This window comes from Dictyoglomus sp. (assembly GCF_049968615.1).
Lineage (GTDB): Bacteria > Dictyoglomota > Dictyoglomia > Dictyoglomales > Dictyoglomaceae > Dictyoglomus > Dictyoglomus turgidum.
In genome coordinates this window covers 18,233-30,397 of the sequence record NZ_JBMFQK010000010.1, presented here as the reverse complement: position 1 = coordinate 30,397, position 12,165 = coordinate 18,233, and the positions used below count along the sequence as shown (strand labels likewise).

At 33.3% G+C, this 12,165-nt stretch carries 13 protein-coding genes; 8 read left to right on the top strand and 5 right to left on the bottom strand.

Features of this window, described 5'->3' with window-relative positions; all coding sequences use genetic code 11:
* Positions 1-10: 10 nt before the first annotated feature.
* Both ACP5QL_RS07495 and ACP5QL_RS07490 read right to left on the bottom strand, forming a co-directional pair.
* On the bottom strand, positions 11-481 hold the full coding sequence (locus ACP5QL_RS07495) for a hypothetical protein (RefSeq protein ID WP_272994769.1): 471 nt from the start codon (positions 479-481) through the stop codon (positions 11-13).
* The gene (locus ACP5QL_RS07490; protein WP_428126545.1) at positions 468-1,271 is read right to left on the bottom strand and encodes an inositol monophosphatase family protein; all 804 of its coding nucleotides are present in this window, start codon (positions 1,269-1,271) and stop codon (positions 468-470) included. The genes ACP5QL_RS07495 and ACP5QL_RS07490 overlap by 14 nt, the downstream gene beginning before the upstream one ends.
* Positions 1,272-1,423: 152 nt before the next feature.
* Here ACP5QL_RS07490 and ACP5QL_RS07485 point away from each other — a divergent pair, with 152 nt between their 5' ends.
* The 3 genes from ACP5QL_RS07485 to ACP5QL_RS07475 are packed head-to-tail and all read left to right on the top strand — an operon-like array spanning position 1,424 to position 5,317.
* Positions 1,424-4,108 (top strand): ATP-dependent Clp protease ATP-binding subunit, encoded by a 2,685-nt coding sequence (locus tag ACP5QL_RS07485; RefSeq protein ID WP_272994767.1) that lies wholly within the window; start codon positions 1,424-1,426, stop codon positions 4,106-4,108.
* Between the two features lie 57 nt (positions 4,109-4,165).
* The gene (locus tag ACP5QL_RS07480; RefSeq protein WP_012583265.1) at positions 4,166-4,648 is read left to right on the top strand and encodes an adenosine-specific kinase; all 483 of its coding nucleotides are present in this window, start codon (positions 4,166-4,168) and stop codon (positions 4,646-4,648) included.
* Positions 4,649-4,672: 24 nt separating this feature from the next.
* Entirely contained in the window at positions 4,673-5,317 is a 645-nt protein-coding gene (locus ACP5QL_RS07475) for an AAA family ATPase (protein WP_012583266.1), read from the top strand.
* Here the strand turns inward: ACP5QL_RS07475 and ACP5QL_RS07470 are convergent.
* Positions 5,309-6,463, bottom strand: coding sequence for a hypothetical protein (locus tag ACP5QL_RS07470; RefSeq protein WP_428126539.1), 1,155 nt, complete (start codon positions 6,461-6,463; stop codon positions 5,309-5,311). The genes ACP5QL_RS07475 and ACP5QL_RS07470 overlap by 9 nt on opposite strands.
* A gap of 10 nt (positions 6,464-6,473) precedes the next feature.
* Positions 6,474-7,130, bottom strand: a complete 657-nt coding sequence (gene phoU / locus ACP5QL_RS07465) for a phosphate signaling complex protein PhoU (RefSeq protein WP_012583268.1) — start codon at positions 7,128-7,130, stop codon at positions 6,474-6,476.
* Between the two features lie 105 nt (positions 7,131-7,235).
* Between phoU and ACP5QL_RS07460 the strand changes: the two genes are divergently transcribed.
* The 5 genes from ACP5QL_RS07460 to ACP5QL_RS07440 are packed head-to-tail and all read left to right on the top strand — an operon-like array spanning position 7,236 to position 11,095.
* Positions 7,236-7,844 (top strand): hypothetical protein, encoded by a 609-nt coding sequence (locus ACP5QL_RS07460; protein ID WP_012583269.1) that lies wholly within the window; start codon positions 7,236-7,238, stop codon positions 7,842-7,844.
* Positions 7,837-9,078: an adenosylhomocysteinase gene (locus ACP5QL_RS07455; RefSeq protein WP_424662428.1), complete on the top strand. Its 1,242-nt coding sequence runs from the start codon at positions 7,837-7,839 to the stop codon at positions 9,076-9,078. The genes ACP5QL_RS07460 and ACP5QL_RS07455 overlap by 8 nt, the downstream gene beginning before the upstream one ends.
* Positions 9,079-9,116: 38 nt before the next feature.
* Positions 9,117-9,668 (top strand): LemA family protein, encoded by a 552-nt coding sequence (locus ACP5QL_RS07450; protein ID WP_012583271.1) that lies wholly within the window; start codon positions 9,117-9,119, stop codon positions 9,666-9,668.
* A 53-nt stretch (positions 9,669-9,721) separates the two neighbouring features.
* Positions 9,722-10,585, top strand: a complete 864-nt coding sequence (gene htpX, locus ACP5QL_RS07445; protein ID WP_428126533.1) for a zinc metalloprotease HtpX — start codon at positions 9,722-9,724, stop codon at positions 10,583-10,585.
* Positions 10,586-10,588: 3 nt separating this feature from the next.
* A complete protein-coding gene (locus ACP5QL_RS07440) occupies positions 10,589-11,095 on the top strand; it encodes a nitroreductase family protein (RefSeq protein ID WP_012583273.1) in 507 nt (168 codons plus the stop codon).
* Here the strand turns inward: ACP5QL_RS07440 and ACP5QL_RS07435 are convergent.
* Positions 11,092-12,024 (bottom strand): patatin-like phospholipase family protein, encoded by a 933-nt coding sequence (locus tag ACP5QL_RS07435; RefSeq protein WP_012583274.1) that lies wholly within the window; start codon positions 12,022-12,024, stop codon positions 11,092-11,094. The two genes, ACP5QL_RS07440 and ACP5QL_RS07435, sit on opposite strands and share 4 nt — an antisense overlap.
* Positions 12,025-12,165 lie beyond the last annotated feature (141 nt).

The following is a 12,165-nucleotide window of genomic DNA, read 5'->3' as shown; positions in this document are numbered from 1 at the left end:
TGTTTGTTATTTAATCAAAATAAATTAAATATACCATCAGACTTTCTATTATTAGGATTACAAAATAAAATTCCATTAGAACAGATATATCAATTTTTATTTTCCACCATTCACGATTTGGAATTAAGGTTATTTCTAACTTTGAAAGTTTAATGATTTTATTGCGAAGGTGGTGAGCCAATAATATGGAAGCGATAAAGAAGGGGACATAGAATTTAATTAGTAGGTTTGCATTGTGATCATATTTTATAGCCCAAATTATTTTTTTGTCTACAAAAATGTAAGCTAAGGTTGTTACAAGATAAAGAAGCATAAAAAAGGGTAAGTAATCTGTGAAACTTTTTAAAGTCTTAAGTAAAGAGTCTTTATCTTTAATTTTTAATAATAAAAGGGTAAAAAAGCCTGATGTCCCTAATATGTAACATATAGAGACAAAATGTAAAATTATATTAACAAAATACAAAAGATCAAAATTTTTCATTTCTATTTCTAATGAATATTTTACCTAAATTTAAGATTTTTATCATCTCTTGGTGTATTTTACCGTTTGAAAACAAAATATTGTCTGTATGAATATCAATATTGTTTCCACTAAAATCTGTAACTTTACCTTTTGCCTCTTCCACTATTAGAATGCCTGCACTAATATCCCATGGTTTTAGTTTCTTTGCCCAAAATCCATCAAGTCTTCCACACCCTACATAGGCTATTTCTATTGCTGCCGAACCTGTCCTTCTTATACCATGAGTTCTAGAGGAAAAATTTATAAAAGGAATAAAATTTTTCTCCTCAAGACTTAATTCGTAAGGAAAGGCAAAACTAATGAGAGAATTTTTAAGACTTTCTGTTTTTGATACCTCTATTCTCCTATCATTTAGGTATGCACCTTCATTTTTTATGGCATAAAATAACTCGTCTCTTATGGGATCATAGATTAATCCAAGTATTATTTCTTTATTTTTTATGAGGGCAATACTAATTCCAAAAAAAGGGAAATTATGGGCATAATTTGTGGTTCCATCTAAGGGATCTACAATCCAGGTATATTCAGAATTTTTATTTATAAAGCCTGTTTCTTCTGTCAAGATTGAATGATCCGGAAAATTTTCTTCTATGGATTTTAGTATATGTCTTTCTGAGAGTTTATCTACTTGAGTGACTAAATTGGAAATTCCTTTAAGTTCTATTTCTTTTTCCTCGCCTATGTAGTTCAAAAGTATATTACCAGATTCTTTAATTGTTTTTATAGCTACTTCAAGTATTCTCTTCATAGCTTAATTATATATTTATTTTTTCTTTTTTGCTATTGACAAGGCAAATATATTAGAGTAATATATATACAGTTTTAATATATAGAACAAACATATCTTATATAAAAAAATGAAAAAGATAAGCTATAATAAAGATTAAGGAGGTGAATGTTATGAGCAGAAAATTATGTGACATCTGTGGGATCAACCCTGCGACTATTAGGGTCTACACCATAAAAAATGGACAAAAGAGAGTCCTTGATATATGTGAAGAATGTTATGCTAAGCAAAGGAGACAAGAAAGGTCATATTCTCCTTTGGAATCTTTATTCTTTGGTGATCTTTTTAGGGACTTTTTTGGAGAGGATATTGGTTTTCCCTTTGAAAGTCCTTTTGGAAGAGAAAGGGAATCTATAGATTTGAATGATTATTTGAGCAATGTATCAAAAGATCTTCTCCAACAAGCTGCCAAAAAAGCTATTGATTTTGGCAAGAAACAAGTTGGAACCGAACATTTGCTCTATGTTCTCTTGGACAATGATGTGGTAAATGAGATTTTAAAACAATTTAAAGTTTCACCACAAGAGATCAAAGCCTATATAGATAATAATGCTCCTAAGGGTGGGTTTAAGCCTGAAGGAGAAGAGGTGGAGGTAGACATATCTCCAAGGCTAAAAAGTGCTTTAGAGAGAGCTTTTATGGCTGCAAGAGACTTAGAGCATAACTACATAGGTCCAGAACATCTCTTGATAGGGCTTGCAGAAGAAGAGGAAGGATTTGCTGCAAATGTTTTAAGAAAGTATGGACTAAATCCCCAGGCATTGAGACAAGCAACTATTAGAGTAGTAGGAAGAGGTAAAGAGGCTGGCAAAGGAGTTAGAAGATCTAATACCCCTACTCTTGATAAATTTTCTCGTGATTTAACGGAATTAGCGAGACAAGGTAAATTAGATCCTGTCATAGGAAGGGCAAAAGAGATAGAAACTGTTATTGAGGTACTTGCAAGAAGAAAGAAGAATAACCCTGTGCTCATAGGAGAGCCAGGTGTAGGTAAGACTGCTATTGTAGAGGGTCTTGCTCAAAGGATTGTTAAAGGAGAAGTACCAGAAGTTTTAAGAGATAAGAGATTAGTAGAATTAAACATAAATACCCTTGTGGCAGGGACAAAATATAGAGGAGAGTTAGAGGAAAGAGTAAAGCAGATTTTAGATGAGATAATAGCTAATCAGGATAATTTGATCATCTTTATTGATGAGATTCACACTATTGTGGGAGCAGGTGCTGCTGGAGAAGGAAATTTAGATATTGCTAATGCTTTTAAACCAGCATTAGCAAGGGGAGAACTCCATTTAATTGGCGCTACCACTTTGAATGAGTATCAAAAATATATTGAAAAAGATCCTGCCCTTGAAAGAAGATTTCAACCTATATTTATCTCTGAGCCTACTGTAGAGCAGACTATAACAATCTTAAGAGGGTTAAGGGATAGATTTGAAGCACATCATAAAGTAAAGATTACTGACGAGGCAATAATAGCTGCTGCTGAACTCTCAGATAAGTATATAACAAATAGATACTTGCCTGATAAGGCTATAGATCTTATAGATCAAGCAGCAGCAAGGGTAAGAATTATGATGACTTCAAGGCCTGCCGAGATACAGGAACTTGAAGCCAAAATACAGTCTTTGAAGAGAGAGCAGGAATATGCATCCTCTAGAAAGCAGTATGATAAAGCTAAAGAACTTGAGGAGCAAATTCAGAAACTTGAGAAAGAATTGCAAGAAAAGACTGAAGTTTGGAAGAGAGAAATTGCATCTGATGTACCTGAGGTAAGAGCTAAGCATATAGCCGAAATAGTATCCTCTCTTACAGGTATTCCTGTAACAGAGCTTACCACTGATGAAAGAGAAAGACTATTAAAGCTTGAAGAAAAATTACATGAAAGAGTGGTAGGGCAGGATGAAGCTATAAAGGCAGTGAGTGATGCTATAAGATTAGCAAGAGCAGGTCTCAGGGAGAAGAATAGGCCCATAGCTACTTTCTTATTCCTTGGTCCTACAGGGGTAGGTAAGACAGAACTGGCGAGAGCTCTTGCTTGGGCAGTATTTGGAGATGAGGATGCTATCATACGTATTGATATGAGTGAGTATATGGAGAGACATACTGTTTCAAGATTAATTGGTGCTCCTCCAGGATATGTAGGATATGAAGAAGGTGGACAACTTACTGAAAAGGTACGTAGAAGACCATATAGTGTAATTCTCTTAGACGAAATAGAGAAAGCTCATCCAGATGTGCATAATATACTATTACAGGTATTCGACGCAGGAAGACTTACCGATGGGAAAGGTAGAGTTGTAGATTTTACCAATACCATAATTATAATGACAAGTAATATAGGATCTGACATTATCCAGGCTAATTTGTCAGCTGCTGGAAGGGATAAGTTAAGCTATGAACAGCTTAAAGAAAAACTTATGGATATTCTTAAGAGGTACTTTAGACCAGAATTTCTCAATAGGATTGATGAGATAATAGTGTTCCATGCTTTGACTAAAGAACAAGTGAGAGACATTGTCAAATTGCAGCTTGAAAGGGTAAGAAGAACTGCAAGGGCTCAAAATATAGAGCTCATATTTGATGAATCAGTGGTAGATTTTCTTGCTGATATAGGATATAGTCCTGAGTTTGGAGCAAGAGAACTTAAGAGAAAAATTAGAAATGAACTTGAAACAAAACTTGCTAAGGCTATGCTTGAGGGAGCAGTTCAAGAGGGCGATAAAATTATGGTAAGATATAATAAAGAAAAAAATACTATTGAATTTGAAAAAATAGCTGAAGAGGTTAAAGCAAATTAAAAACTGGGCAGGGTTTTTCCCTGCCCAGTTAAAATAAAATTTTAGGGGGTGGAAAGTGTGGAAATTCAAATTGTGGAGATAGAAAAACCTGCTGAAGTCAATGTTATTCTTGGACAGACTCATTTTATCAAATCCGTTGAAGATTTATATGAGGCAATTATGAACACAGTTCCTGGAGCTAAATTTGGTATTGCTTTTTGTGAGGCTTCTGGTCCTGCCCTTATAAGACATGTGGGAACCGATGAAGAGATGGAGGATTTAGCAATTAAAAATCTCCAAAAAATTGCAGCAGGACATAGTTTTATAATCTTTATAAGGAATTTTTATCCCATAAATGTTTTAAATGCTATTAAACATGTACCTGAAGTGGTGAATATATTTGCTGCTACCGCTAATCCTTTGAAGGTAGTAGTGATAGATGATGGTGTTGGGCGTGGAATTATTGGAGTTATAGATGGAGTAAAGCCTAAAGGAGTAGAAGGAGAGGAGGATATGAGGCATAGGAAAGAGTTTTTAAGAAAAATAGGTTATAAGTTTTAATTAGACAAAGGGGGAGGGGCCTTTATGCCTGTAATTACCATTTCTCGCCAGGTAGGAAGCTTAGGAGACGAATTAGCAGAAAGACTTTCTAAGGAGCTTGGGTATAGATATTTTGATAAATTTCTTATGACAGAGATTGCTATTTCTTCGGGACTTACAGAGGCAGAAGTTATAGATTTTAGTGAAGACAATTATAAGGTAAAAGGTTTTTTTGAGCAACTTTTTGGAAGGAAAACTCCTGTAGGTTCAGTTACTATAAAAGAGAAGGATGAAAAAGGGAAGTTGGTTTTAACTACTAAAGTCTTTGATGAAGAAAGCTCTCTTGCTTTTGTTCAGGCAGTGATTAAGAAGCTTGTGGATTGGGGAAATGTGGTGATTGTGGGGAGAGGTGGACAAGTTCTTTTGAGAAATATCTCTCATGTATTACATGTGAGAGTTATAGCTCCTCTTGAGTTTAGAATTGAAAATATAATGAGGCAAAAGGGACTAACAAGGGAAGATGCGTTAAAGTACATCTCTGAAAAAGATAGAGCAGCTCAAGAATATCTTTACAGATTTTACAATGTAGACTGGAATGATCCCGAATTATATCATATAGTTCTTAACATGGGCATGCTTAAAATAGAACACGCAGTGAAAGTGATAAAAGAACTTGTGAATCTAATATAATTCATTTATTTTTTCTTCAATAGTTTTTAAAAGATCTTTTAGAAGAGGTTCTAATTCTTTGTAGTTTTTTATATTCTTTTCCTTCATAAAACTCTTTAAAACTTGATCTAAAGATTGTGCTTTGTCCTTCACAGCATACTCATATAAGATAAAGGCTAAGATCTTTTTATAAATCTTAATTTTATACTTAAGGGTTAAAAGGATTTCATCACTGCATTGTTTTAAGCTATAAAACACATTATAAATTGTGACTTTGTCCTCGAAGGATCCAATCTTTGTCAAAAAGCTTTCAAAGGTTTTATCTACTGTAAGAATTAGATTTTCAACGGTTTTTAACAGATATAGCTTTTGAGGTATTAATAAAGAATTTTTAATAAAGGTATTATTTTCAGGAATAAAGATAAAAGGGTGATAAGAAGAATTTAATTGTATATTTAATAATTCTTGCAAGTCATCTAAAAGTTTATAAAGGTACGAAACATACGAGAATATTAAAGGATCAATACTTCTATTTTTGTTTTTGTTCTCCGCTATAAAGAATAGATTTATATTTTCAGCTAATTTAATAAAGGGTAAATGCGGACTTGAAGCTAAATTATAGGAATCCATATAAGGGTAATTAAAATATAGTACTAAGGAAATTGTAAGGAGCTTTTTTACTAGTTGGAGATCTTCAAAGTAAGAACATATAAATCCAGGAATGTATGCAAGGCTTTTTATTAGGAGCTTCCTCTCAATAGGTGCAATATCTTTCACGTAGTTTAAGAGATAATGGTTAGGGGTTAGAGTATCTAATTTTGTAGAAAGAGAGAACTCTGGTATTTTTATGGTTTCTCTATTTTGAAACAAGTCTATTAATTTTTCTATGGTTTCATAACTTACTCCTGACCTTCCGTTAGCTAAAGTGTAAATTGTTGCAAGTATAATTCCTCTTACCTCTCTCTCATTCAACAGACCATTACCTTCAAATTCTTTATAGTTTTTAGTGTTCATGTTTTTATCTAAAACTTCAAAATGAGTCTTTAACAGATTTGAGCATAAAAAAATCTTGTTTTTTAAATCTTCAGAGATTTCAATTTCAGAATCTGAATTTAAAATCAGGGTAAAATCTTTTACCGAGAGAGAGTTTTCGTCTATGGTATACATAAGTTTGTTTTTATTTATGAAGCTCTTTTCTTTCTCCTGTCTCTATATAATAAATGAGTTCTATTATATTGGTGGCATGATCAGCGATCCTTTCTAAGTATCTTGAAATCATTATAAGTTGAACTATTTGTTGAGTAAGTATTGGGTTTTTGTAGATTTCTTCTAAGAGTTCATTGGATATCTCCTGATATTTAAGGTATACAAAATTATAATATGAAGAGAGGTCTTCAAGTTGGTCTAAGTTAGGCTCAGAGTAGGCTCTTATTATGTCTTTTACCATCTTTTCTACTAAGGTAGCCAAGGAGATAATATCTGCAAGAGGTATCTCAAAGGAGTATTTTAATAAACTTGATGCAAATTTTGCAATGTCTACAGAGTAATCTCCTATTCTTTCCAAGTCTTTAATTATTTTCATGGTGGAGGCTATAATTCTTAGTTCTTTTGCTACAGGTTGATGAAGAGATAATATTTTAATACATTGGTTTTCTATATTCCAATTATAATCATCTACCAATTTGTCTGTTTCTATGACTTCCTGTGCTAAATCCAGATCTCTTGTTTTTATGGAGTCAAGAGTTTTGTGAAGCATCTTTTCTACGATGCTTCCCATTCTGAGAAGTTTTTCTTTGAGGGATTCGATTTCTTTAATAATTGTCGCTTTTTCCAAAATTAAGCCCTCTATTTTTAGATTTTGTGTAAGTATTATATAATTGTACAAATTCCTATTCAATTAATTTTTTTTTAAAGTTATCATGGTATAATTTTACATGTTATGAGTAGATGTATTTCATGTAATAAGAAAAAAGGAAAGAGAAGGTGTCCTGCACTTTCTGGGCTTATATGCACTGAGTGTTGTGGGACAAAAAGATTAAAAGAAATAAACTGTCCACCTGATTGTACTTATCTTAAAGAAGCTCAGTTGTATTCTATTGTGAGAGTTGAAGAAAAACCGGCAGATTTTCAAAGAAAACAGTGGGATTTGTTCTGGTATTTTGAGAGTTTGATATATAAATTCCTTTTGGAGTTTTCTAGCTTTACCGATGAAGAGCTCTTAGATGTAATTTCTTTAATGGAAAAGGAATACCAAACAAGAAAGAAAAATCTTTTTCTACCCTCTCTGCATCCTAGGTCTACTAGAGCATCAAAGTTGAAGTCTATTCTCGAAGAGGAATTTACTAAGCTTGAGAAGCAAGTAAACGATTTTGGTCTACCTATTTTTACCCTTGATGATTTTCTTAAAGTGTTATCCTTTGAGAAAGAAAGAATAGAGAGATACATGAGGAAAAATAGAAATGTGGGCAATAACTTATTTATACAAGTTCTGAGGAGTGAAGTAGAAGCCTTTACAGTTCAGAGGAGAAGAGAAAAAATATATGAGTAGAATTAGAGATATTAATTTATGGGAGTCTGGAAAGAAGAAAATTGAATGGGTAAAAAATTTTATGCCTGTAGTTAATACCCTTGAGTCTAAATATTCTTTCTCTCAAATTTTCAAGGATAAAACCATAGGTATGTGTATCCATCTGGAAGCAAAAACTGCAAGGCTTGCTCTTGCCTTTAAGAATTGTGGTGCAAAAGTGGTATGTGCAGGAAGTAATCCTCTTTCTACGCAGGATGATGTAGCTGCTTATCTTGTTAAAGAGGGAATTGAGGTCTTTGCATGGAGAGGGGAAAGTTCTGAAGATTATGAAAGAAATTTAGAGGAGGTTTTAAAAAAGGAGCCCAACTTAATAATAGATGATGGATTTGATCTTACAGTACTTCTTTATAAGAAGTTTTCTTATTTGAAACACAAAATTTTTGGGGTTGGGGAGGAGACTACTACAGGAGTTAAAAGGGCAAAGGCTTTATTGAAAGATAGAGGACTTGACTTTCCTGTAGTTGCGGTTAATGATTCAAAATTAAAATTTCTCTTTGACAATCGTTATGGTACCGGAGAATCAGCCATATCCTCTTTTATGAGAAATACAAATTTACTTATCTCGGGTAGAACCTTTGTAGTGGCAGGATATGGGTGGGTAGGAAGAGGTATTGCTCAAAAACTTCAAGGTTTAAAGGCAAAGGTCATAATAACAGAGGTAGATCCCATTAAGGCCTTAGAAGCACATATGGATGGCTTTTTAGTTATGCCAATGAAAGAAGCTGTAAAAATTGGTGATGTTTTTATTACTGCTACGGGGAATTTCAAGGTAATAGGAGAAGAGTATTTTTATGATTTAAAAGATGGTGCTATCCTTGCTAATGCTGGGCATTTTAATGTGGAGATAGATATGGAAACTTTGGAGAAAATTGCTATTGAAAAAAGGGAGGTTAGAGATAACATTCATGAATATAAGCTTCCAAATTGTAAGAGGGTTTTTGTTATTGCTGAGGGAAGACTTTTAAATCTTGCTGGAGGAGATGGGCATCCTATAGAAATAATGGATCTTTCCTTTGGTATTCAATTTCTTGTTATGAAGTGGCTTATGGAAAGAGGAAAAGAACTTCCTAAAGGTGTAATTTCTGTTTCTGAAGACATAGAGCTTGAAATTGCAAAAATAAAATTAGATAGTCTAGGAATAAGTATTGATACTTTAACTCCTGAGCAATTGAATTATCTTCAAAGTTGGGAATAAAAAATTAAAATAAAATCTTAAAGGGGGTATTTAATTAAATGATTGGTTTAGTCATTTTAGGTGTGATCGTTTTCATTGTGGTTTTTGTTATAGTTATATATAATCGTTTAGTAGTGTTGAGAAATAGAGTAGAAAATGCATGGGCACAAATTGATGTTCAGTTGAAGAAGAGATATGATTTAATTCCAAATCTTGTAGAAACAGTAAAAGCTTATGCATCTCATGAAAAAGAAGTTTTTGAGAAAATAGCCATGTATCGAGCTCAAATGGTAGGAGCAAAAACTCCTGGGGAGGCTGCTCAAGCTAACGAAGGACTTACTTCTGTGTTGAAGACACTTTTTGCTATTGCAGAGAATTATCCTGAATTGAAGGCAAATCAGAATTTTATGATGCTACAGGAAGAACTTTCAGGAATAGAATCTAAAATTGCCTATGCAAGGCAGTTCTATAATGACGTAGTAATGATGTATAATCAATCTCTTCAAGTGTTTCCTAATTCCATTATTGCTAACTTATTCGGCTTTAAGCCTAAGGAGTACTTTGAGGTAGAAAGTCCTGAAGAGAGGAGAGCTGTGAAAGTTAGCTTCTGAGATATGAAGCCTTTTACTTTTTATGAGGCTATAGAGTCTAATAAAAGGAAGACTTGGTTTATTGTTTTTATCATTTCTTTTTTGCTTTTTTTGTTTGTTATGCCGTTGTCTCTTATTTTGAATTGGGAGAAATAGGCATAATAATTGCTTTTTTGATAGTACTTTTTACAAATTACTATGCCTACCAAAAAAGCAATGAGATAATTTTAAACTATAGTGGGGTTAGGGAGCCTACAAGGGAAGAATACCCGTATCTCTTAAATGTGGTGGAGGGATTAAGTATTGCAGCAGGGATTCCAACTCCTAAAATTTACATTATGGATGATCCCTCTCCTAATGCCTTTGCCACAGGGAAAGATCCCCAAAATAGTGTAGTTGTAGTTACCAAGGGACTTTTAGATATCCTTAATAGGACAGAGCTTGAAGGAGTAATAGCACATGAGATCTCTCATATTAAAAATTATGATGTAAGATTGCAGACTATAGCAGCAGTTATGGTAGGATTGATTGTAATATTAGGTGATGGTTTAAAAAGATCCTTTTATTATTCAAAAAGAAGAAGAGACAAGGATGAGAACATATTAGGCATAGTTTCTCTGATAATTGCAATTTTGGCGCCTTTTCTTGCTACACTTTTACGGTTTGCCCTATCAAGGCAGAGGGAATATATGGCAGATGCCAGCGCTGCTATGCTTACTAGGTATCCTGAAGGGCTTGCTTCTGCTTTAGAAAAGATAGCTAAAAATTTTCAGCCAATAAAAAGAGCTAATGTGATGACTGCACCCCTTTATATCGTTAATCCTCTAAGTAGTAATGCGGTATCTAAGCTATTTAGCACTCATCCTCCTATTGAAGAGAGAATTAGAAGGCTTAGAATGATGGGGGAAAGATGGAAAATGTTGGATAAGGAGGGGTAGGATATGGATGTTTTTGAGGCTATAAAGAAGAGAAGGAGTATAAGAAAATATCAGAATAGAGAAATAGAAGAAGAAAAGCTTTTAAGGATTCTTGAGGCTGCAAGGCTTGCTCCTTCTGCAAGAAATAGGCAAGAGTGGAGATTCATAATAGTCAAAGATAAAAAGGTAAAGGAAGAATTAGTCAAAGAAGCCTCTCCCCATCAGCCTTTTATGCTACAAGCTCCTATCATAATTGTGGCTTATGTTATTGATAAAGACTATATTATGAGATGTGGGGTTCCTGCTCATTATATTGATGTGGCTATAGCTCTTACTCATATCCATTTACAGGCAGTAGAAGAGGGTCTTGGAACTTGTTGGATTGGATCTTTTTATCAAGATAAAGTAAAAAAGGTGTTAAATTTACCAGAGGAAGCAGAGATAATTCAACTAATGACCCTTGGATATCCAGCAGAAGATCCAGCACCAAAGACAAGACTCTCTCTGGATGAGATTGTAAAAATTCTTTAGAAGAAAATGAACTTCTTTTTCTTCCTTTTTATAAGATTTAGTATCTCTTGAATTTTTTCCTTTGTTGCACTTTCGCCTTTTTCTATTAATTCCTTTGCCTTATCAAAGTCAAAAGTACCGTAATTTTGAACCTCTGGTATTATCACAATATCAGCTTCTTTTTTATTATCCTCTTCAAGTTCGTAGTTCATTATGTCTATGGTCTGCATCAAAACATCAAAAAGAGATGGATTTAGAAGAGGATTTAGCCTTTTTTGAAATTCCCTGAAGATGCTTGTTTGAGATAAAGTATAAGTAATTTTCTCTGTAATTGTATTAGGCTTGTAAGGAATGTCAATACTTATGTTATTCTTTGGTGCCCATTTAGATCTTTTGTGAAGGCTTACTGCAATTACAATATCTGGTTTGTAAAGTTTCTTTAAATCTTTCACAGGAAGAGGAGAAAGTACACCTCCATCTATTAGAAGTTTATCTTTCCATGGAAAGGGCTGAAAGATTACAGGAATAGAAATGCTACCCCTTATTCCTTCTGAGACTTTTCCCTCTTGTACATATACTTTTTCTCCCATGATAAGATCTACAGCAATAGGAATAAATGGTTTCTTAAGCTTATCAAAAGTAGTCCCTTCTAAAAGGTTGTCTAAATACTCTAAGATTTTATCCCCTTTAATTATTCCTTGAAGAGATTTTGAAAAATCAAACAATTTGTAAAACTGCTCTTTATTTTCTGCAATACTGTTGGCTAAATTTTCTAATTCCTTAGAAGAATACCCCTTAGCATATAGTCCTCCAATTAAGGCACCAATACTACTTCCAGTAATAAAAGAAATTTCAATATTGTATTCTTCTAAAACTTTGAGTACTCCTATATGAGATAGACCTTTTGCACCACCGCTTCCTAAGGCTAATCCAATTTTCACTCCTCTCATATCTTAATTATAGCATTTATTTTTATTCCCTTATACCTATTAAGGGTATAATTTTATAAAGGTATTATATAATTGCAAGAAATTGAGAAAAATTTAACAATTAATGTTTACCCACATAGGTATAATTAATAAAAATTTAAG

Coding starts and splice junctions, on each gene's coding strand:
- ACP5QL_RS07495 (WP_272994769.1), bottom strand. CDS start 481: ATGAAAAATTTTGATCTTTTGTATTTTGTTAATATAATTTTACATTTT.
- ACP5QL_RS07490 (WP_428126545.1), bottom strand. CDS start 1,271: ATGAAGAGAATACTTGAAGTAGCTATAAAAACAATTAAAGAATCTGGT.
- ACP5QL_RS07485 (WP_272994767.1), top strand. CDS start 1,424: ATGAGCAGAAAATTATGTGACATCTGTGGGATCAACCCTGCGACTATT.
- ACP5QL_RS07475 (WP_012583266.1), top strand. CDS start 4,673: ATGCCTGTAATTACCATTTCTCGCCAGGTAGGAAGCTTAGGAGACGAA.
- ACP5QL_RS07470 (WP_428126539.1), bottom strand. CDS start 6,463: ATGTATACCATAGACGAAAACTCTCTCTCGGTAAAAGATTTTACCCTG.
- ACP5QL_RS07460 (WP_012583269.1), top strand. CDS start 7,236: ATGAGTAGATGTATTTCATGTAATAAGAAAAAAGGAAAGAGAAGGTGT.
- ACP5QL_RS07455 (WP_424662428.1), top strand. CDS start 7,837: ATGAGTAGAATTAGAGATATTAATTTATGGGAGTCTGGAAAGAAGAAA.
- ACP5QL_RS07450 (WP_012583271.1), top strand. CDS start 9,117: ATGATTGGTTTAGTCATTTTAGGTGTGATCGTTTTCATTGTGGTTTTT.
- ACP5QL_RS07440 (WP_012583273.1), top strand. CDS start 10,589: ATGGATGTTTTTGAGGCTATAAAGAAGAGAAGGAGTATAAGAAAATAT.
- ACP5QL_RS07435 (WP_012583274.1), bottom strand. CDS start 12,024: ATGAGAGGAGTGAAAATTGGATTAGCCTTAGGAAGCGGTGGTGCAAAA.